The following is a 20,358-nucleotide window of genomic DNA, read 5'->3' as shown; positions in this document are numbered from 1 at the left end:
CAACGGTCGTGGCCTACCGGATTGCAGGGTATCGACGCCCCCCCGTGCATGGTGGGTATCGACCGTTGGTCGATACGCGCTACAACCACTTCGCGCGCTTGAACAACCGGTACAGCCCGACGCACACACCGCCCACGCCAACGATCATCAGCGGGTACGACCAGGGTTCGCTCAGCTCCGGCATGTGACTGAAGTTCATGCCGTACCAGCTGGTGATCAGCGTCGGCGCGGCGAGCAGGGCAGCCCAGGCGCCCAGCCGCTTGACCGTCTCGCCCTGCGCCAGTGTCACCAGCGAAAGGTTCACGCTCAGCGCGGTGCCCAGCATCTCGCGCAGGGTGTCGATCACATCGCTGATGCGCACCGCATGGTCATGCACGTCACGCACGTACAGCTTCACTTCGTCGGGGATCAGTTCGCCCTGGTAGCGGCGCAGCTGCGCCAGCACGTCCTGCAACGGCGCCACCGCCATCCGCATCTTGTTCAATTCGCGCTTGAGCTCGTACAGCCGCACCACCGTGCTGCGCTTGTAGGTGTCGGCGAAGATGTCCTTTTCCAGCAGGTCCAGGGTGTCGCGGAAGCGGTGCACGATCGGCAGGTAGTTGTCGACCACGAAGTCGGTCACCGCGTACAGGCAGTACGACGGGCCCATCTTCAGCAGCTGCGGCTCGCGCTCGACGCGTGCGCGCACCGGCGCGTAGGACAGCGAGGCGCCGTGGCGGACCGTCACCAGGAAGCGCGGGCCGAGGAAGGCATGGGTTTCGCCATACTGGATGCGTTCGTCGACCATCTGCGCGGTGGTCACCACCACGAACAACGAGTTGCCATAGGTCTCGACCTTGGGCCGTTGGTGCGCATTGCGCGCATCCTCGATGGCCAGGTCGTGCAGGCAGAATTCTTCCTGCAGTTTCAGCAGCACGTCTTCGTTGGGGTCGTACAGGCCGACCCAGACGAAGCCGTTGCCGCTGGCAATGACATCGCTGATGGCATCCAGGCTGATGTCGTGGCGCTTGCCCTCGTCATCGTAGTGGACGCAGTTGATGACGCAGGTAGGGTTGGCCGAAGCGGGGGCGGAAGCGGAAGCGGAGGCGGGCAATGACATGCCCGCCATCGTGCGTCAGGGCCGTGTTTCGGACAAGTGAGGACGACGCGCCAGCACCCACGCCAGTGCCACGTGCACCGGCAGCAGCAGCACGATCCACTGCACGTTGTACTGCGCCTGCAGGCTCAGCCAGTGCAGCACCAGCGCGGCCACCGCCTGTACCGCCAGCAGCCACAGCACGATCCTGAACATGGGTCCCGGCACGCGCCGGCGCAGCAGTGCGATCGCGCCCGGCAGCAGCAGCACGGCCAGTGGCGAAAGCAGCAGCAGGTTGCGGTTGGCCCATGCGGCGTAGTGGATGCTGAAGCCCCACAGGAACACCAGCACGCCACCGAACAGGGCGCACAGCAGCCAGAACGGCAGGGCCAGCCCGGCCAGCAGGCGCGGGCGGTTGCGCAGCGCCAGCACGCCAGCGGCGATCACCAGGCCACATAGCAGCCACGGCCACCAGCGGCGTGCGAACTCCTTCGGCTCCGGATCGATACGGTGCGGCAACAGTTCCTGTTCGGACTGCACCAGCGGCCGGCCATCGCTGTTGCGTGCCTGGCGCAGGGCATCGGCCAGGCGCATCGGAACGAACGCTTCCTGCCAGCGCGACAGCGGCTGGTCGGCGAACGGTCCGAGGCCTACATCGAAGCCCAGCCACATCCATGGTGCCGGCGAGGCCAGACGGACCGATTCACTGCGATAGGTGTTGCCACGCGAGCGCCCCGACAGCTGCGACTGCAGGCCGCCGCCGAGCGCCTTGTCCAGCGTGTCGCGCACCATCGTGGCGCAGTTGGCGGTGTAGTAATCGTAGTGGTAACGCGCGTTTTCCGGCTTGGCCCGCTCGGCCAGGCCGGCGGCCAGCGAGCGCGCCTGGTCCGGGCGCAGGTCCAGCCATTGCACGCTGGCGCCACGGCCGGTCTCGTCGTAGTACGACAGGTCCTGCTGCAGCGGCAGCGCCACCAGGTAGTACATCATGTCGCCGCGCGCGAAGCGGCTGATGAAATCGTCCTCGGACGGATCGAAGTAGCCGAAGTTGTACGAGGTCGCTTCACCGCTGAGCGGATCGACCACCACGATGGCGTCATGGCCGAAGCGTTCGAAGAACACCGTGCCCGGCTGCATGGTCACCACGCCGATGCGCGGAGCAGGGGCTTCAGCGCTGGCCGCGGGCACGGCAGGTGTGGCCGGCGCCGGCTGCGCGAAGGCGGCCAGCGGCAGGGCCATGGCCAGCACGTAGAGTGCCAGCCACACCATGAGGATCAGGCCGCGGCGCTTCAAGCGTCGTCCTGCGCGTCCGGCGGCAGCACGGTCACGTGGAAGGCCTGTACCCGGCGCGCATCGGCGCGGGCCACGCGGAACATGAAGCGGTCCAGCGCCAGCTCGTCACCGACTTCCGGCAGGTGGCCCACGGCCTCGGTGACCAGGCCACCGATGGTGTCGTAGTCCTCGTCGGAGAACGTCGCGCCGAAACGCTCGTTGAAGTCGCCGATCGGGGTCAGCGCGTCGACCACGTACTGGCCGTCGGACTGGATCGCGATCTGCGCCGAGGGATCCTCGGCCTCGTCATGCTCATCGTCGATCTCGCCGACGATCTGTTCCAGCACGTCCTCGATGGTGACCAGGCCGGCGACACCGCCGTACTCGTCCACCACGATGGCCATGTGGTTGCGCGACAGGCGGAACTCCTTCAGCAGCACGTTGAGCTTCTTCGCTTCCGGGATCAGGACCGCCGGGCGCAGCAGCTCGCGCACGTTGGCCGGACCGTTGTCGGCGACCACGCCGCGCAGCAGGTCCTTGGCCAGCAGGATGCCAAGGATGTCGTCCTTGTTCTCGCCGTGCACCGGGAAGCGTGAATGGCCGGATTCGACCACCTGCTTCATCAGTTCCAGGAAGGGCGCTTCAACCGGCAGCGAGACCATCTGCGAGCGCGAGATCATCACGTCGCCCACGGTCAGCTCGGCCACCGAAATGGCCCCTTCCATCATCTTCAGGGTATCGGCGGCGATCAGACCCTCTTCCTGCGCGGTGTGCAGGACAGCGACCAGCTCGTCGCGGGTATGGGGTTCGCCGGAGAAGGCGGAGGTCAGGCGTTCAAGCCAGCCGCGCTTCTTTTCACTGTGCTCCGCAGGGGAGCTACTACTGTCGTCTTCTGACATCTCTGGAAAAAAGGCACCCGGCAGGCCGGGCGTTGACCCAAGTCTAGCAGGATGTGATGGCCTGTCAGTGACTGCCGGTGGCCGGGGCTGGGGCGGCCGCGGCCGGCGCCTCTTCGGGCAGGTCCAGGCTGTAGGTGCAGCCGGCCAGGGTCTTGCCCGGGTGGGAGGCCACGGTGGAGACGCTGAGGATGATCGACTCGATCTGGGCCTCGCCGGTCTTCGGGTCGGTCACGTCGCGGCTGACCAGCTCGCGGCCGGCCATGAACTTGCCGTCCTGGTCGTAGCCGGTCTCCAATTCCAGCCGTTTGGCCAGCGGGCGTGGGTCGGCCTGGTCGAGGACGGCCATGACGCTGGCGCCGGCCACCGCCACCCGATCGGTCTGTTGGCCGAAGACGGTGATCGGGCTGGCCAGCCGGAACTCGCTCATGAACTGGTTGCCCTGCGGCAGCGGCTGCAGGCCCTGGGCCACGGCCTTCAGCGGATCGGCCAGCAGCGGCGCCAGCGCGGCCTGCTCGGCCACGCCCTGGCGGCATTCGATCAGGGCCGGCAGGTCCAGGCGGGTGGCGAAGGCGGAGGGAGCGGCGAGGGCACAGAGCAGGGGCAGACAGCAGCGCAGTGACACGGTCGGTTTCCGCAGGCGAGGGGCCGCCATCATAGCCCCGGCGAGCGCCGGAACAGCCCGCTGATAAGGCGCAGGAAACCGGTCATCGCCCGCCGTACGACCATCAGTGAGAGAGTCAGCACGACCGCAAGCATGGCGACCTGCATCGATTGCCCCGCGATGCGCGCCACCGCCGGCCACAGGCCCGGGCTGGTCAGCCAGGGCATCAGTTCCGCCGCGGCTGTCCTGGCCACTTTCATGTAGATCACGGCCAGCACGAACAGCACCAGCAGCGAGGTGCGGCTGGCGTGGAAGAACGGGAGTGCATTGGCCGGCCTGCCAAGCCACTGCTGCAGCAGCGTTCGCCACAGCACTGGCAGGGTCAAGGCACCGACCAGTATCAGCACCATCGACGTTTCCCACAGCCCCGGCAGGTGGGCGGGTTCCGCTCTACCTGTGAGGTGCGGGCCGAACATGCCGATCGCCAGCCCGGCCAGCAGGCACACGGGCGACAGCAGGGCCAGGCTGCGCGGCAGCCAGTGCCTGCCGCCGGGGTCGCGGGCGCTGATGCGGCGCAAGGTGTAAGCGCCCAGCACCAGCAGGCCCGCGAGCAGGCCTGCGGCCATCGCAAACGTCGTGAAGCTGTTCCCTGGGTTCATCCTTTTTCCTTCCGCGTCCTGGCCGGTGTTGAACAATAGCTCAGCGCATGGGCTGGCACTCCAGCCGTGGCGCAGTCAGGGCGGATTCCAGCGCGTGGCCGCTGGGTACCAGCGCAGCCTGACCGGGTAGCCCAGTCGCGCCTGCAGGTGGTCACGCACGGCCGCCGCCGTCGCGCGGTTGGCTGGGGTATCCAGCAGCTCCACCTCCAGCTCCCCGGTCTTGACATCCAGGCCATGGCCGAACAGGTCAGGCAGCTGGGCCCGCAGCCAGTCCTGCTGTGCGTGCAGCCGGCGCGTCATCTCCGCTTCGGTCATCGCGGCGCCGGTGATGTAGCGCACACGTTGCGGGCCATCCGCCCCTGGATGTGTCTCATCGGCCTCGGGTGCGGCGCCTGTCAGTCGCACGACAACGTTCCAGCCCCTCGCATTGTCCACCCAGATGCCGGCCAGACGTGCCGCGTGCCGCGCTTCCAGGCGCTCGATCAGTGCCCGTTGCTGGGCAGTGGCGACGATGTTGCGGGTGTCGCGCTCGCTGCTGCCGAAGAACGCCCGTAATTCGGCGATCTTTGCGGCGATGTCGGCCTCGCTGTCGCTGGCGGGGAACGGTGAGGGACGGTCAGGATCGGGCATCAGGCCTGCCCCGGACTGCAGTAGCGCGGCAAGCACAAGTGCGGGCAGGGTCATGCTGCGCTCCTCTTCCGTGAGTGCGTGGGCTCGGAACAGGGCCCGGTGTCAGCGCTCGCCCGCGTAGGGGTCGTCGATGCCCAGCTCGGCCAGGATCTCCCGTTCCAGCTGTTCCATCGCTTCGGCTTCCTTGTCGTCCTCGTGGTCCCAGCCGAGCAGGTGCAGCACGCCGTGCACGGTCAGGTGCGCGTAGTGGGCGTTGAGCGCCTTGCCCTGTTCGTCGGCCTCCCGCGCTACGACCGGTGCACAGATCACCAGATCGCCGAGCAGCGGGAACTTGACGCCCTTGGGCAGGCCTTCGGGCACTTCGGCCGGGAAGCTGAGCACGTTGGTGGCGTAGTCCTTGCCACGGTAGTGGCGGTTCAACGACTGGCCTTCCTTGGCGTCGACCACGCGGATGGCCAGGTCGGCCTCGCGGATGCGGCCCTTCAGCGCGGCAGCCACCCACCTGCGGAAGCTCACTGCCGCCGGCAGGCCGGCACGCGGCAGGGCGTAACTGACGGCGACGTCCAGTCGCACGGGACCACGGGTCATGGAGTTGCTCCAGGTTGGATCTGATGCAGGTCGCGGCGGTCGTAGGCGCTGACGATGCGCGCCACCAGCGGGTGGCGGACCACGTCGCGGGATTCGAAGAAGGTGAAGCTGACACCCTCCACGTCGCGCAGCACATCGATGGCATCGCGCAGGCCCGACTTCACGTGCTTGGGCAGGTCGGTCTGGGTCAGGTCACCGGTGACCACCGCGGTGGAGCCGTAGCCGAGGCGGGTCAGGAACATCTTCATCTGCTCGATGGTGGTGTTCTGTGCTTCGTCCAGGATCACGAACGCATCGTTGAGCGTGCGGCCGCGCATATAGGCCAGCGGCGCGATCTCGATGACGTTCCTTTCCAGCAGCTTGACCACCTTTTCCACGCCCATCATCTCGTACAGGGCGTCGTACAGCGGTCGCAGATAGGGATCGACCTTCTGGCTCAGGTCGCCGGGCAGGAAGCCCAGCTTCTCGCCGGCTTCCACCGCGGGGCGGACCAGGATCAGCCGCTGCACCCGCGATTCGTTCAGCGCTTCGACCGCGCTGGCCACGGCCAGGAAGGTCTTGCCGGTGCCGGCCGGCCCGATGCCGAAGTTGATGTCGTGGGTTGCGATCTGGTGCAGGTAGCGGGCCTGGTTGGCACCGCGCCCGCGTACCGTGCCGCGCTTGACCTTGATCGCCACCTCCTGCGCTTCGTAGGAGCGTTCGGCGATCTGCTCGACATTGGCCTGCGCCAGGCGCAGGTGGATGGCGTGGTTGTCGAAGGTGGTTTCGCCGGCTTCGGCGTACAGCGCTTCAACCAGCTTCTGCGCCTCGACGATGGCTTCGTTCGGCCCGCTGATGCGGAACACGAAGCCACGGTTGGCGATTTCCACGCCGAGTTTCAGTTCGATCTGCCGCAGGTGCCCGTCGAACGGGCCACACAGGTTGGCCAGCCGTTCGTTGTCTTCCGGCGACAGGGTGAAGTCTCGATGCTCGATGCTTTTCATTGCTTCGGGTGGGGCGGACGCCTTCCACCGCAGTGTATTCAGGGGAGACAAGGGTAGCGCGCGTGCGGGGCACACGGCCAGCAGACGGTCGATACAGCGTTTTCCACACCCGGTGTGGACGGGGGGCGCGAAAACCTGTGGATAGACCTTCGCAATGCTTGTGCCACAAGGCCCATGAGGTCCTGGTGAAAAAAACGTCATGGTCGCTCGTCGCTTCGGCAGCACTGCCGCGGGGGCCTGCACGGGGGCATTCATCGTGACGACAGTGCAGGTTTCGTTGCCGGGTGAGCAACAAAGCCGGGCGCTGGCGGATTTCCACAACGGTTGTGGAATGATGCCGAATCAACCTGTGGATAGGTGGTGCGGAGCCTTGCAGCAAAAGGCGTGCCGGCGCGTGGCGAAAAAACCGCCAGGGCTGATCGGAATCATTGAGGGTGCACGGGGCACATGGCACCGTGTCGCCGTCGCAGGAGGGGATGGCATGGGCATCGGCAACGGGATGCGAGGAATCGGACTGGCGGGCATCGGCCTGCTGGCCGGGTGTGTGCAGTCAACACCGACTGCACTGGGCACGCTGGAGTGGGACCGGATCACGGTGCCGGCGCCGGCGGCCGAAGTGATCGCCACGGTGGAGGTGCGCGAGGGACAGCAGGTCAAGGCCGGCGCCGTGCTGATGCAGCTCGACCCGGCCCGCGGTGACGCGCAGTTCGCCGCAGCGCAGGCTGATACGGCGCGTGCGCAGGCGCAGCTGGAAGAACTGAAGATTGGCCCACGCCAGGAGCAGATCGCGCAGGCCCAGGCGCAACTGGCCGCGCTGCGCGCACAGGCTGCCGAAGCAAGTGCCTATTACCGGCGGGTCCAGCCGTTGGCACAGCAGCGCTTGATTGCCGCCGCTGAGCTGGATCGTGCACGTGCCGCCGCCGGCAATGCCGAGGCCAGCGTGCGTGCTGCCGAGCAGGCCTGGCTGGAGCGGGTGCACGGCAGCCGTGTGCAGGATATCGCCCAGGGCCAGGCGGCCGCCGATGCCGCGCAGGCGCAACAGGCAGTGCAGGCCGTGAACCTGCAGAAGCTGCAATTGCGTGCGCCGCGCGACGGCGTGGTCGATGCCTTGCCTTACCGGCAGGGCGACCAGGCGCCGGTCGGCGCGCCGCTGGCGGTGATGCTGGTCGGCGAGCGCCCCTATGCGCGCGTCTACCTGCCGCAGCCATTGCGGTTGCAGGTCAAGGTCGGGCAGGTCGCGCAGGTGCACCTGGAAGGGCAAGGCACTGCGTTGAAGGGGCATGTGCGCTCGATCCGCAGCGAGCCTTCATTTACTCCGTACTACGCACTGACCGGTGACGACGTCGCGCGCCTGAGCTACCTCGCCGAGATCGAAGTGGACGCTCCCTCCGACATGCAGAAGCTGCCGGCGGGAATGCCGGTGCAGGTGAGCTTCTGAACACCGGCAACGACATCGCGGTGCATGCCCAGGGCCTGACCCGCCGCTTCGGCGATCTGCTGGCCGTGGACAATGTCGACCTGATCGTGCCGCGTGGCCAGGTCTATGGCTTCCTGGGCCCGAACGGGTCGGGCAAGTCAACCACCATCCGCATGCTGTGCGGCCTGCTGGAACCGGGCGCCGGCCAGATCGAGGTGCTCGGCCTGGCCGTGCCGGAGCAGGCCGAGGCACTGCGCCGGCGCATCGGCTACATGACCCAGCGCTTCTCGTTGTATGAAGACCTTTCGGTGCGCGAGAACCTGGAATTCCTCGCCGCCATCCAGGACCTGCCGCGTACGCGGGCCCGGCAGCGGGTCGACGAACTGCTGCAGCAGTACCGTCTCCTGGACCGGCAGCCGCAGCTGGCCGGCACCCTCAGTGGTGGCCAGAAGCAGCGCCTGGCGCTGGCCGGCGCCGTCGTGCACGCGCCCGAGCTGTTGTTCCTGGACGAGCCGACCAGCGCGGTCGACCCGGAGTCACGCCGCGATTTCTGGGAGGCCCTGTTTGAACTTGCCGACGCCGGTACCACCGTGCTGGTATCGACCCACTACATGGACGAAGCCGAGCGCTGCCACCGGCTGGCGATCCTCGATCGAGGCGCGCTGGTCGCCGATGGCACGCCGGCCGAACTGTGTGCACGGCTGGACGGCCGCACGCTGCAGGTCACGTCGGCGCAGCCGCGGCAGGCCAGCCGCGCGTTGTCTGAGCTGCCCGGCGTGCTGAGCGTGGCACAGATCGGCACGCAGCTGCGCGTGCTGTGCAGCGAGGCGGCCGCCGATGCGCCAGCGTTGCGGCGCGCGCTGGCCAGCGCCGATCCGCAGGCCCGCATCGAGGCGGTGGCGCCGAACCTGGAAGACGTCTTCGTCGCCGCCACCCGCGGCCGTGGCCGGGAGCCAGCGGCATGAACCTGCGCCGGCTGTGGGCGATCATGCTCAAGGAATTGCGCCAGCTGCGCCGCGACCGCATCACGCTGGCGATGATCGTCGGCATTCCGGTGATGCAGCTGCTGCTGTTCGGCTACGCGATCAATCTCAACCTGCGCCACCTCGACGCCGGTGTCGCCGACCAGGCCAACAGTGCGGCGTCACGCGCGCTGGTGCAGGACATGGTCGCCACCGGCGTGATCACGCCGCGCAGCGAAGCCTATACGCCCGACCAGCTGATGCGGGCGCTGCGGCGTGGCGAGATCAGTGTCGGCATCGTGGTGCCGGCCGACTTCGAGCGCCGTCGCTTCGATGGACGCGAGGCGGTGCAGGTACTGGTTGATGGCAGCGACACCGTGGTGCAGAGCGCGGCGATCCAGCTGGCGCAGGTGCCGCTGGAGACGCGACCGACCAGCAACACGCGGCCGCTGCGCGAAGGCAGCATCGCCGGTGGTCCAATCAGCGTGACCAGCTTCTACAACCCGCAGCGGCGTTCGGCGGTGAACATCGTGCCAGGCCTGATCGGGGTGATCCTGACCATGACCCTGGTGATGTTCACGGCGGTGGCGGTGGTGCGTGAACGCGAGCGCGGCAACATGGAGCTGCTGATCGCCACGCCGGTGTCGCGCAGCGAACTGATGGTGGGCAAGGTGCTGCCCTATGCAGCCATCGGCCTGCTGCAGACCACGCTGGTGCTGGTGCTGGGCACCTGGCTGTTCCAGGTGCCCATTCGCGGCAGGCTGCTGGACATCTACCTGGCCGCGGTGCTGCTGGTGCTGGCCAACCTCGCACTGGGGCTGCTGATTTCCACGCGCGCGCGCTCGCAGTTCCAGGCGATGCAGATGACCCTGTTCCTGTTCCTGCCGTCGATCCTGCTGTCGGGCTTCATGTTCCCGTTCGCGGGCATGCCGCGGCCGGTGCAATGGCTGGCCGAAGTACTGCCGCTGACCCACTTCCTGCGCCTCGTGCGCGGCATCATGCTGCGCGGCGCCTCGCTGTGGGAGCTGTGGCACGACGCGCTGGCGCTGCTGGCCTTCATCGCGGTGATGATGACCCTGGCGATCCTGCGTTTCCGCAAGCGTTTGGATTGAGGCATGCCGACCAACGGTCGGCATCCACCCTGGTAGGTGCCGACCGTTGGTCGGCATCAATTCGGTGGGTGCCGACCGTTGGTCGGCATCAATTCGGTGGGTGCCGACCGTTGGTCGGCATCAATTCGGCAGGTGCCGACCGTTGGCCGGCATCAACTCCGGTGGGTGCCGACCGTTGGTCGGCATCAATTCGGTGGGTGCCGGCCGCCGGCCGGCATCAATTCGGTGGGTGCCGACCGTTGGCCGGCATCAATTCGGTGGGTGCCGACCGTTGGCCGGCATCAATTCGGTGGGTGCCGACCGTTGGTCGGCGCACTTTATTCCGCCACCACGCGCGCGCGCAGCGAATTGGTCAGCGCCTCGGTGATCACCACATCCACGAACTGGCCGATCAGCCGCGCCGGCGCCGGGAAGTTCACCGAACGCATGTTCTCGGTCTTGCCGGTCAGTTCGTTCGGGTTCTTGCGCGAAGGGCCTTCCACCAGCACGGTCTGCACGGTGCCGACCATCTTCTCGGAGATGCCGGCGGCGTGCGCATTGATGCGCTCCTGCAGGCGCGACAGGCGCGCGTGCTTCTCGGCATCGCTGATCGTGTCCTCCAGGTCGGCCGCCGGGGTCCCCGGGCGGCGCGAATAGATGAAGGAGAAGCTGTGGTCGAAGCCGATGTCCTCGATCAGCTTCATGGTCTTCTCGAAATCGGCATCGGTTTCGCCGGGGAAGCCGACGATGAAGTCCGAGCTGATCGAGATGTCCGGGCGCACCGCGCGCAGCTTGCGGATCTTCGACTTGAATTCCAGCGCGGTATAGCCGCGCTTCATCGCCGACAGTACGCGGTCGCTGCCGGCCTGCACCGGCAGGTGCAGGAAGTTGGCCAGCTGCGGCACGTCGCGGAACGCATCGATCAGCGAGTCGCTGAACTCCAGCGGGTGCGAGGTGGTGAAGCGGATGCGGCCGACGCCGTCGATCTCGGCGATGGTCCGGATCAGCAGGCCGAGATCGGCGAACTCGCCATCTCCATAGGGGCCGCGATAGGCATTGACGTTCTGCCCGAGCAGGTTGATTTCGCGCACGCCCTGCGCGGCCAGCTGCGCCACTTCCACCACCACGTCCTCGAACGGGCGGCTGACTTCGGTGCCGCGGGTGTAGGGCACCACGCAGAACGAGCAGTACTTCGAGCAGCCTTCCATGATCGACACGAACGCCGAAGCGCCTTCGGCACGCGGTTCCGGCAGGCGGTCGAACTTCTCGATCTCGGGGAAGCTGATGTCCACCTGCGGGCGCTTCTGCTCGCGGCGGGCGCGGATCAGCTCCGGCAGCCGGTGCAGGGTCTGCGGGCCGAACACAAGGTCCACGAACGGCGCACGCTTGATGATCGCCTCGCCTTCCTGCGAGGCAACGCAGCCGCCCACGCCGATGATGACCTCGCGGCCCTTGTTCTTCAGGCCCTTCCAGACGCCCAGCTGGCTGAACACCTTCTCCTGCGCCTTCTCGCGGATGGAACAGGTGTTGACCAGGATGACGTCGGCGTCTTCCGGGGTATCGGTCAGTTCCAGGCCATCGCTGGCGGCGAGCACGTCGGCCATCTTGGCCGAGTCGTACTCGTTCATCTGGCAACCGTGGGTCTTGATGTACAGCTTGCCTTTCACCTGGTCGGGCTTGCGCGGACCGGCGGGCAGGGCAACGAGCGGGGCACCGCCCGGCGGGGCGGGCGGAAAGACGTCTGGCGTCCCGGTCATGGCGCTTAATCCATTCGGGTGGCGGGAAAGCCGGCAATTCTACCTGCATCCCGGCGCGTACGCCGCGCTGTGCGCTCGCGGGGCACGGCCCCGCGCTACCCGCATCCCGCCGGCCCCGGTAGCGCCGGGCGGTGCCCGGCGGGCGCCCTTACGCCGCCGCCAGCTCCGCATCGATCTGCCGCGAACGGTCGAACGCGGTCATCGCGCTCATCCGTGCGATGTAGTCAGCCGTGGCCGGCGCCGGCTGTACCAGGCCAAAGGCCGTGGTCCACGCCAGTGCATTGCCCCACAGCACGTCGGCGGCGCTCATGACCTCGCCCAGCAGGTACGGGCCCTGCGCCAGCTGGGCCTCGACCACCTGCAGCACGGTCTCGGCATCGTTGTACGGCGACATCAGGCGCGGCGGCGGCTCGCGGTGCATCGCCTTGTCGATCATCGCCGGCTCGAAACAGGCGCCATAGAAGGCCATCCAGCGCAGATAGGGCCCGCGCAGGGCGTCACCGATCGGCGGCGCCAGCCCGGCTTCCGGATACAGGTCGGCCAGGTACAGGTAGATCGCCACCTGCTCGGTCACCAGTGCGCCGTTGTGGACGATGGCCGGCACCTTGCCCATCGGGTTGATGGCCAGGTAGGCCGGGGCCAGGTTGGCGCCGGCTTTCAGGTCCAGCACCTGCATGCGGTAGTCGGCACCCAGCGCTTCGAGCAGGGCCACGGCGCCGCTCGAGCGGGAACGGGCGGCGTGGTACAGGGTGATCTGGCGTGAATTCATGGCATTGCTCCTTGCGGTGGGTGGTGAACTGGAGGCCATCCTGGGGCACTATTGCGGACGACTTCTGTCCTCGATCCTTCATGCGCCATACCGCCCATCGTCTGCTGCGCCTGATCGCCCTGCTGCAGGCCCGCCGCCAGTGGTCCGGGGCCGAGCTGGCCGAGCGCATGGGCGTGGACCGGCGCAGCATCCGCCGTGATATCGAGCGCCTGCGCGAGCTGGGCTATCCGGTGCAGGCCTCGTCCGGGGTCGGCGGCGGCTACCAGTTGGGGGCCGGGGCCCCGGTGCTGCCGATGCTGCTGGACGAGGAGGAGGCAACCACGCTGGCCATCGCCCTGCGCGCAGCCTCGGCCACCGTTGCCGGGATCGACGACACCGCGCGTGGCCTGTTGTCCAAGCTCGATCCGCTGGTGCCCACCCGTCGTCGCCAGCAGGCCGGCGAGGTGCATGCAGCGACGGCCACCCTGTCCGACCTTCCGTCCACCGACGCACGCCTGCTCGGGCGGCTGGCCCAGCACTGCCGACAGGCGTCACGGCTGGCCTTCGAATACCGCAGCGCGCAGGAAGCCGTCACCCAGCGCGAGGTCGAGGCCCAGCACCTGGTCAATTACGGGCGACGCTGGTATCTGCTTGCCTGGGACCTGGGGCGGCAGGACTGGCGCACCCTGCGCGTGGACCGCATGGGCGCCGTACGTGAGTGCGCCGGGCCGGGCCTGCACCGGCGCACGCCGGCGCCGCCCGATGTGATGGTGCGGCAGGCCGTCAGCCAGGCGCCGTTCGCGCTGCAGGCCATCCTCCGCCTGGCCGGCAGCCATTCCGAGCTGGAAGGCCGCATCCCGCCGTGGTGTGGAGTGCTGGAAGCGGATGGCCCCGACCACTGCCTGCTGCGCATGGGCGCCGAGAGCCGCGGCATGATGCTGGCGCAGATTCTCAGCCTGGACCGCCTGCCCGTGGCGCTTTGGACCACCCCGCCGGGCCTGCGCGACGAACTGGCGCAGCGCCTGGCGGGCCTCGGCCAGCTGCTGGCTGTGCCGCCGGTCACAGGCTGAGCCACGTCGCTTGGCAAGCCCCGGCGAAGCTGGGACACTCGCCGCCATGAAGGGGATACTGGGGACAACGGCGATCATCATCGCTGCGCTGACCGCTGCGCCGGCCAGCGCTGGAACCCTGTACAAGTGCCAGGGCGCTGACGGCGTCACCAGTTATGTGAGCAAGCGGGTGGCCGGCGCGCGCTGCAGCACCATCAGCTACATCCGTGACACCCGCCCGGCACCTCGACCGGGGGTGGCCGCGCCCAGGCCGGCACCCACCACGGTGGCCAGCATCGAACGCAACCCGGTGGCCGTTGCTGCGAGTGCCGCAGCGCCGGCAACGGTCGCGCCTGCGTCCGTGCCGGCATCCGGTCCCGCACAGCCGGTCGCCTCGCGCAGCGGGCGCATGGTCAGTGGCCAGGTGTATTCCTTCATGAAGGATGGCGTGCGCCACTACACCAGTGCGCGCCCGACACAGGTGGCCAACCTCGGCCCGGTCCGGACCATCCGCTACAGCTTCATGGAGCGCTGCTATGCCTGCGGGGTCAATCCACGCGTGGACTTCGGCACCGTGCGACTGAACACCTCGGCCTTCCAGGCCGAGATCACCTCGGCCGCGCGCGAGTTCGGCGTGGAGGAGGCGGTGGTGCGCGCCATCATCCATGCCGAGTCGGCCTACAACCCGACCGCGCTCAGCCGTGCTGGCGCGCAGGGCCTGATGCAGCTGATGCCGCCGACCGCCGCGCGCTTCGGTGTAAGCGATTCCTATGACGCCGGGCAGAACATCCGTGGCGGCGTGCAGTATCTTGCGTGGTTGCTGAAACGCTTCAATGGCGACCTGACCCTTGCCGCAGCCGGCTACAACGCTGGCGAAGGCGCGGTCGACCGCCACGGTGGCGTGCCGCCCTACAGCGAGACCCAGTACTACGTGCGCCGGGTCGGGCAGCTGGCCGAGCGTTACCGCACCGCCCTGAGTCACCAGTAGGTGCCGACCGTTGGCCGGTACTCCTTGAACGGTAGGTGTCGACCGTTGGTCGGCACTCCTTTGAAAGGTAGTGCCGGCCGCTGGCCGGCAACCCCGCAATCAATGTTGTTGCAATGCGTTGTGTGGCGCGCGACGGTTCCGCTACACTCGACCGTGATTCAATGCGGCTCTGGCCCCCACCGGATCCGCTGGCAGCCTTAAAGCTACCTAATCAATATCGGAGTGCCGGATGGCCAACGATGGGGTACACGATCCAGTCAACACCGGACGTCGGCGTTTTCTTTCTGCCACCACAGCCGTGGTGGGCGCCGTCGGCGTCGGATTCACCGCAGTTCCTTTCATCAAATCCTGGAACCCCAGTGCCCGCGCCAAGCTTGCCGGCGCACCGGTGGTGGCCGACATCAGCGCCCTGCAGGAAGGCCAACGCCTGATCGTGGAATGGCGTGGCCAGCCGATCTGGATCGTCAAGCGGTCCAAGGCCATCCTCGATGCGCTGCACGGGCTGGACGGCCGTCTCAAGGACCCCGAGTCCGGCGAGAAGGATCAGCAGCCGGACTACGTGCTGAAGCAGAACCCCGAACTGCGCTCGATCAAGCCGGATATCTCCGTACTGGTCGGCCTGTGCACGCACCTGGGCTGCTCGCCGGAAATGGTCGCCGAAATCCGGCCTGAGCCCTACGACCCGCAGTGGAAGGGCGGCTACTTCTGCCCGTGCCACAAGTCGCGCTTCGACATGTCCGGACGCGTCTTCAAGGACGTGCCGGCGCCGATCAACCTGAAGGTGCCCGCGCACCATTACCAGGACGACAACACCATCATCATCGGTGTCGATCCGCAGGGGGCTGCCTGATGGCCAATATCCTCAGCCGTACCGCCAGCGGCGTGGCCGACTGGGTCAACGCCCGCGCGCCCGGCCTGATGCCGGTCTACCGGAAGCACGTCAGCGAGTACTACGCGCCGAAGAACTTCAACATCTGGTACTACTTCGGTTCGCTGGCGCTGCTGGTGCTGGTCAACCAGATCGTCACCGGCATCTTCCTGACGATGCACTACAAGACCAGCGCCGCCGAGGCGTTCGGCTCCATCGAATACATCATGCGCGATGTGGAGTGGGGCTGGCTGATCCGCTACATGCACTCCACCGGTGCCTCGCTGTTCTTCATCGTGGTCTACCTGCACATGTTCCGTGGCCTGCTGTACGGCAGTTACCAGAAGCCGCGCGAGCTGGTGTGGATCCTCGGCATGCTGATCTACCTGGTGTTGATGGCCGAAGCCTTCATGGGCTACGTGCTGCCGTGGGGCCAGATGTCGTTCTGGGGCGCCAAGGTGATCATCTCGCTGTTCGGCGCGATACCGGTGATCGGCAACGGCCTGACCGAATGGATCATGGGCGATTACCTGCCCAGTGACGCCACGCTCAACCGTTTCTTCGCGCTGCATGTCATCGCCCTGCCGCTGGTGCTGTTGCTGCTGGTGGTACTGCATCTGGGCGCGCTGCACGAAGTGGGGTCGAACAACCCCGATGGCGTGGAGATCAAGAAGGGGCCGAAGGGCAACCGCTGGTCGCCGAACGCGCCGGCCGATGGCATTCCGTTCCACCCGTACTACACGCTCAAGGATGGCGTCGGCGCCGGTTTCCTGCTGATCATCGCCGCCTTCATCATCTTCTTCGCGCCCGGTTTCGGCGGCCTGTTCCTGGAGCACGACAACTTCACCGAGGCCAACCGCCTGGTGACCCCGGAACACATCAAGCCGGTCTGGTACTACACGCCTTACTACGCGATGTTGCGCGTGGTACCGAACAAGCTCGGTGGCGTGCTGGTGATGTTCTCGGCCATTGCGATCCTGTTCCTGGTGCCGTGGCTGGACAAGGCCAGGGTGAAGTCGGTGCGCTACCGCGGCTGGATCTCGAAGGTGATGCTGGGCGTGCTGGCGGTGTGCTTCGTGTGGCTGGGCGTGATTGGTTCCGGCCCGGGCACCGACGTGCACGAGACCTACATCGGGCGGGTGCTGACCTTCCTGTACTTCGCGTTCTTCATCACCATGCCGCTATGGACGCGGTTGGACAAGACCAAGCCGGTACCGGAGAGGGTGACCACCCATGACTGATCGCTGGATGGTCCGGTTGGCCCTGACGGCCACCCTGATGCTGGGCAGTTTCCTGGCCTCCGCCGCCGAAGGTGGCACCAAGCTGCTGCAGGCCGGCAACGATCTGGGCGACCGCGCTTCGCTGCAGCGCGGCGCGCAGCTGTACATGAACTACTGCTCCGGCTGCCACGCGCTGAAGTACCTGCGCTATTCGCGGATGGCGCAGGACCTGGGCCTGACCGAGGAAGAGGTGATGAACAACCTCAACTTCACCGGCTCGGCGATCGGCGACCCGATCCCGGTGGCGATGCCCAAGGAGAACGCGGAGAAGTGGTTCGGCAAGATGCCGCCCGACCTCAGCCTGATCGCGCGCGTGCGGGGCAGTGACTGGGTCTACACCTACCTCAAGTCGTTCTACCTGGACAGCAGCCGGCCGCTGGGCTGGAACAACGCGCTGTTCGCCAATGCCTCCATGCCCAACCCGCTGTGGGAGATGCAGGGCCTGCAGCATGCGGTGCACGGCAAGGCGGAAGCGCCCGGCATGGACCCGCCGGTGACTGGCCTGAAGATCGAAACGCCCGGGTCGGTCGATGCCGGCCAGTACGACCAGGCGGTGCGGGACATCACCAACTTCCTCGAGTATGCCGGTGAACCGGCCGCGCTCAAGCGCCAGCAGCTGGGCGTGTGGGTGATCCTGTTCCTGGCCCTGCTCACCTTCCTGCTGTACCTGCTGAAGAAGGAATACTGGAAGGACGTTCACTGAATCTGCCGCCGGCCATCGCACGGGCCTATTGGCTTTTGTGATGGTCGGTTGCACACTCGGGGAGGAGTCGACCGTCGGCACGGTGCCGGCGGCGCCGATGCGGCAGGCGGTCTCCTGTCGTGGGAGAGCCTTTGATGGCGGCGAGCGTACGCATGCGCAATACACTGACGCTGTTTTCCTCGAACGACGATGTACTGTGCCACCGTGTACGCCTGGTCCTGGCGGCCAAGGGTGTGACCTTCGACTTCGTTCCGGTCGATCCACAGAACCCGCCTGAAGACCTGATCGACCTCAATCCGTATCACTCGGTGCCGACCCTGGTCGAACGCGAGCTGGTGCTGTACGCCGCATCAGTGGTCAGCGAGTACCTGGACGAACGTTATCCGCATCCGCCGCTGATGCCGGTCGATCCGCTCTCGCGTGCGCGCATCCGCCTGGCGATGCTGCGCATCGAGCACGACTGGGTGCCACAGGTGCAGGCCATCCAGCTCGGCAACAAGACCCAGGCCGAGGCTGGCCGCAAGCGCCTGAAGGAGCTGCTGACCGCCTCGCTGCCGCTGTTCAAGGCCAGCAAGTTCTTCCTCAACCCGGAAATGAGCCTGGCCGACTGCGCGATGGCGCCGATCATCTGGCGCCTGCAGTCGCTGGACGTACCGCTGCCGAAGGACGGCAAGGCGATCGAGGACTACGGCAATCGCATCTTCCGCCACCCGGGCTTCGTCCGCAGCCTGACCGATCAGGAAAAGAAGCTGCGCGATCTGCCGGTCTGATCCGGGCCTGCGTTACCCGTCTGCACGCCGACCGGCGTGCAGGTGATCCGCCCCGGCGGGGCGCCGGGCGCGTACACTTCACGCATGACCGAAGACTTCTTCCACATGACCAGCCACCGCCCGTACCTGCTGCGGGCGCTGGTGGAATGGATCAACGACAACCAGCTGACCCCGCACATCCTGGTCGACGCCGGCGTTCCCGGCGTGCAGGTCCCGCCTTCGGCGGTCAAGGATGGCCGGGTCGTGCTCAACATCGCCGAACGTGCTGTCGTGCGACTGATGATCGACAACGAGATGGTGAGCTTCTCGGCGCGCTTCTCCGGTACCAGCTACCCGGTGCAGGTGCCGATCAGCGCCGTGCTGGCCGTCTACGCCCGCGAGACCGGGCAGGGCATGGCGCTACCGGATGACATCCCGGGCAACGAGACCGCTCCGACCAGCGATGAGCTGCTGCACGAGGAAGGCACGCCGCCGGACGATACGCCGCCAGCCAGCCCGCCGCCGAAGGGGCGCCCGAACCTGCGCGTGGTCAAGTAACCAGGTAACGGTGGGTGCCGACCGTTGGTCGGCACGCCTTCAGCCCTTACACATCCTCGGCATCGTCCACATCCGCGCGGATCTGGCTGATCCGCGCCGCGCCCGGACCAGTGAATGAGATCAGCTGGTCGCCGCGCAGCACCATGCGGCCCACGTGGCGATCGATGCCGTCGTAGGAATACTCGAACTTGAAGGTACGTTCGAAGCCGAGCCGGCCATCTTCGCCGCGCGACAGGCGCAGGCCGGTGGCGTGCACCGCCTGATCCAGCCATTGCACGTCGGCAGCACGGCAGGCATTGCGCCCCAGTTCGACCGCGCGCTCGGCGGCCGAACGCGCCGCGTTCCAGAAGAAATAGATGATTCCGCCGGCAATCAGCAACAGCAGCAGGGTGGGCATGGCGTCAGCCGTCAGGGGTCGATCCCGCAAAGATGGCGGCGAACGCGCGCTGGATCAAGCGCTGCACTCACCGCCGCGGCTGCGGTTCGCTGGACATCGGCTGCGCGGGCACGATGACCGGTTGCGGTGCCGGAGTGGGCTGCATCGGCGTCGCAGTGGGCGAGGGCATCACCAGCGGTGAGGTTGCAGTCAGCTGCAGCAGCGCTGCCCAGTCCTGCCGGTTGAAGCTGCATTCGTCCTCGCGACCTGGTGTGCAGCCGGGGTCGATGCCGGTGCTGTTGCGTTCGCGTGCCGGAGGCAGCTTGATCAGCCCCGTACGATCCAGCTGCAGCAACCGCATCGCTACGGTGTTCATCACGTTGCCACCGACCAGGTACAGGGTCTGGTCGCCGCCGAGGTTGGCCGCCACCACCACTTCGCAATGCGATTTCCAGTGGCCCACCGAGCCATTGCCCAGTGCCTGCACCAGCCCGCTGTAGCTGAGCGTGGTGCTGCGGTCGCGCAGGAAGCACAGCAGGTCGCCCGGTGCGGGTTTGGCCGTGGCCGGGTCGACCAGCCGGTACGGCACGCCCGAGGGGCCGCCCTGGTAGGCGGCACGGATGTAGTCGATGTGGCGTGGCGACGTATTGAAGCCAGGAACGCCGGACTGCACCATCACCCAGGAAATGAACGCGGCCGACCACGGGTTGTCGATCAGGAAGGCGCGGCAGTCGCTGTCGGTGTAGCGCGTGCCCAACGGCGCCAGGCAGCTGCTGGCGCCCGCGATGCTGCCCATCGCATTGAGTGTGCCGCTGTTGCGCCAGTAGCCGGCCACGCGCTGCCAGGCGATCAGGCCATTGTCTGCCAAGTGATCGCTTTCGGCTTCGGTGACGCTGAGGCTGGCGGCACGGCCTTCACGATCGATGAAGGGCCGGTACCAGAGCCGGTGCTCATTGCAGGCGGTGTTGCGGATGGCCACCGCCAACGGACTCAGGCCGAAGCGGGGCGGAACATCGCAGGCCTCGGCGGCCGCTGCGGACAACGGTGCCGCGGCCAGCAGCAGGCAGGCAGGCAAGAGCATCCGGCGCATGCGCGGCTCCTGTGGGGG

At 67.2% G+C, this 20,358-nt stretch carries 22 protein-coding genes; 10 read left to right on the top strand and 12 right to left on the bottom strand.

All coding sequences use genetic code 11. The features are described from left to right. Positions 1-79 precede the first annotated feature (79 nt). The 8 genes from AC5P7E_RS08670 to AC5P7E_RS08635 all read right to left on the bottom strand — a co-directional run bounded on the left by AC5P7E_RS08670 (position 80) and on the right by AC5P7E_RS08635 (position 6,704). Entirely contained in the window at positions 80-1,108 is a 1,029-nt protein-coding gene (locus tag AC5P7E_RS08670; RefSeq protein WP_049396223.1) for a magnesium and cobalt transport protein CorA, read from the bottom strand. A gap of 6 nt (positions 1,109-1,114) precedes the next feature. After that, entirely contained in the window at positions 1,115-2,365 is a 1,251-nt protein-coding gene (locus AC5P7E_RS08665; protein ID WP_060380905.1) for a lipoprotein N-acyltransferase Lnb domain-containing protein, read from the bottom strand. After that, positions 2,362-3,243 carry a CorC family transporter gene (locus AC5P7E_RS08660; RefSeq protein WP_005408827.1) on the bottom strand — a complete coding sequence of 294 codons (882 nt, stop codon included), beginning with the start codon at positions 3,241-3,243 and terminating at the stop codon, positions 2,362-2,364. Before AC5P7E_RS08660 ends, AC5P7E_RS08665 begins: the two co-directional genes overlap by 4 nt. Before the next feature lie 64 nt (positions 3,244-3,307). Next, positions 3,308-3,895 (bottom strand): hypothetical protein, encoded by a 588-nt coding sequence (locus AC5P7E_RS08655; RefSeq protein WP_172711786.1) that lies wholly within the window; start codon positions 3,893-3,895, stop codon positions 3,308-3,310. Then, positions 3,895-4,503: a hypothetical protein gene (locus tag AC5P7E_RS08650; RefSeq protein WP_114618479.1), complete on the bottom strand. Its 609-nt coding sequence runs from the start codon at positions 4,501-4,503 to the stop codon at positions 3,895-3,897. The genes AC5P7E_RS08655 and AC5P7E_RS08650 overlap by 1 nt, the downstream gene beginning before the upstream one ends. Before the next feature lie 75 nt (positions 4,504-4,578). Next, on the bottom strand, positions 4,579-5,187 hold the full coding sequence (locus AC5P7E_RS08645) for a hypothetical protein (RefSeq protein ID WP_114618478.1): 609 nt from the start codon (positions 5,185-5,187) through the stop codon (positions 4,579-4,581). Between the two features lie 48 nt (positions 5,188-5,235). Beyond that, positions 5,236-5,721, bottom strand: coding sequence for an rRNA maturation RNase YbeY (gene ybeY / locus AC5P7E_RS08640; RefSeq protein ID WP_032966554.1), 486 nt, complete (start codon positions 5,719-5,721; stop codon positions 5,236-5,238). After that, complete coding sequence (locus tag AC5P7E_RS08635) at positions 5,718-6,704, bottom strand: PhoH family protein (protein WP_033834734.1); 987 nt, start codon at positions 6,702-6,704, stop codon at positions 5,718-5,720. The genes ybeY and AC5P7E_RS08635 overlap by 4 nt, the downstream gene beginning before the upstream one ends. Positions 6,705-7,185: 481 nt before the next feature. On the opposite strand from AC5P7E_RS08635, the gene AC5P7E_RS08630 reads away from it, so the two are divergent. Genes AC5P7E_RS08630 through AC5P7E_RS08620 form a run of 3 tightly spaced genes read left to right on the top strand, consistent with a single transcriptional unit; the run spans position 7,186 to position 10,195 of the window. Then, entirely contained in the window at positions 7,186-8,142 is a 957-nt protein-coding gene (locus AC5P7E_RS08630; RefSeq protein WP_049396220.1) for an HlyD family secretion protein, read from the top strand. A gap of 20 nt (positions 8,143-8,162) precedes the next feature. Then, positions 8,163-9,086 carry an ABC transporter ATP-binding protein gene (locus AC5P7E_RS08625; protein WP_109337215.1) on the top strand — a complete coding sequence of 308 codons (924 nt, stop codon included), beginning with the start codon at positions 8,163-8,165 and terminating at the stop codon, positions 9,084-9,086. Next, positions 9,083-10,195: an ABC transporter permease gene (locus AC5P7E_RS08620; protein ID WP_109337214.1), complete on the top strand. Its 1,113-nt coding sequence runs from the start codon at positions 9,083-9,085 to the stop codon at positions 10,193-10,195. Before AC5P7E_RS08625 ends, AC5P7E_RS08620 begins: the two co-directional genes overlap by 4 nt. Positions 10,196-10,512: 317 nt before the next feature. On the opposite strand, the gene miaB is transcribed toward AC5P7E_RS08620, so the two are convergent. Further along, the gene (miaB, locus tag AC5P7E_RS08615; RefSeq protein WP_005408836.1) at positions 10,513-11,931 is read right to left on the bottom strand and encodes a tRNA (N6-isopentenyl adenosine(37)-C2)-methylthiotransferase MiaB; all 1,419 of its coding nucleotides are present in this window, start codon (positions 11,929-11,931) and stop codon (positions 10,513-10,515) included. Positions 11,932-12,079: 148 nt separating this feature from the next. Then, positions 12,080-12,700 carry a glutathione S-transferase family protein gene (locus AC5P7E_RS08610; protein WP_005408837.1) on the bottom strand — a complete coding sequence of 207 codons (621 nt, stop codon included), beginning with the start codon at positions 12,698-12,700 and terminating at the stop codon, positions 12,080-12,082. A gap of 80 nt (positions 12,701-12,780) precedes the next feature. On the opposite strand from AC5P7E_RS08610, the gene AC5P7E_RS08605 reads away from it, so the two are divergent. The 7 genes from AC5P7E_RS08605 to AC5P7E_RS08575 all read left to right on the top strand — a co-directional run bounded on the left by AC5P7E_RS08605 (position 12,781) and on the right by AC5P7E_RS08575 (position 18,874). Beyond that, on the top strand, positions 12,781-13,749 hold the full coding sequence (locus tag AC5P7E_RS08605) for a helix-turn-helix transcriptional regulator (RefSeq protein ID WP_088430141.1): 969 nt from the start codon (positions 12,781-12,783) through the stop codon (positions 13,747-13,749). A gap of 46 nt (positions 13,750-13,795) precedes the next feature. Continuing rightward, entirely contained in the window at positions 13,796-14,716 is a 921-nt protein-coding gene (locus tag AC5P7E_RS08600) for a lytic transglycosylase domain-containing protein (RefSeq protein WP_109337212.1), read from the top strand. 229 nt (positions 14,717-14,945) lie between these two features. After that, positions 14,946-15,566 carry a ubiquinol-cytochrome c reductase iron-sulfur subunit gene (gene petA / locus AC5P7E_RS08595; RefSeq protein ID WP_004151998.1) on the top strand — a complete coding sequence of 207 codons (621 nt, stop codon included), beginning with the start codon at positions 14,946-14,948 and terminating at the stop codon, positions 15,564-15,566. Beyond that, the gene (locus tag AC5P7E_RS08590; protein ID WP_005408840.1) at positions 15,566-16,825 is read left to right on the top strand and encodes a cytochrome b; all 1,260 of its coding nucleotides are present in this window, start codon (positions 15,566-15,568) and stop codon (positions 16,823-16,825) included. The genes petA and AC5P7E_RS08590 overlap by 1 nt, the downstream gene beginning before the upstream one ends. After that, positions 16,818-17,567, top strand: coding sequence for a cytochrome c1 (locus tag AC5P7E_RS08585; RefSeq protein WP_005408841.1), 750 nt, complete (start codon positions 16,818-16,820; stop codon positions 17,565-17,567). The genes AC5P7E_RS08590 and AC5P7E_RS08585 overlap by 8 nt, the downstream gene beginning before the upstream one ends. A gap of 134 nt (positions 17,568-17,701) precedes the next feature. Continuing rightward, positions 17,702-18,337, top strand: coding sequence for a glutathione S-transferase N-terminal domain-containing protein (locus tag AC5P7E_RS08580; RefSeq protein WP_005408842.1), 636 nt, complete (start codon positions 17,702-17,704; stop codon positions 18,335-18,337). An 84-nt stretch (positions 18,338-18,421) separates the two neighbouring features. Next, positions 18,422-18,874 carry a ClpXP protease specificity-enhancing factor gene (locus AC5P7E_RS08575; RefSeq protein WP_005412806.1) on the top strand — a complete coding sequence of 151 codons (453 nt, stop codon included), beginning with the start codon at positions 18,422-18,424 and terminating at the stop codon, positions 18,872-18,874. A gap of 46 nt (positions 18,875-18,920) precedes the next feature. Here the strand turns inward: AC5P7E_RS08575 and AC5P7E_RS08570 are convergent, their stop codons facing one another. Beyond that, on the bottom strand, positions 18,921-19,271 hold the full coding sequence (locus AC5P7E_RS08570) for a DUF3301 domain-containing protein (RefSeq protein ID WP_005408844.1): 351 nt from the start codon (positions 19,269-19,271) through the stop codon (positions 18,921-18,923). A gap of 67 nt (positions 19,272-19,338) precedes the next feature. Beyond that, positions 19,339-20,340, bottom strand: coding sequence for a DUF2272 domain-containing protein (locus AC5P7E_RS08565; RefSeq protein ID WP_005412807.1), 1,002 nt, complete (start codon positions 20,338-20,340; stop codon positions 19,339-19,341). Positions 20,341-20,358: the final 18 nt, after the last annotated feature.

Source organism: Stenotrophomonas sp. YJH_SMC_25 (genome assembly GCF_059369595.1).
The sequence above is the reverse complement of the archived record's forward strand: the minus strand, read 5'-3'. Positions and strand labels throughout refer to the sequence as shown.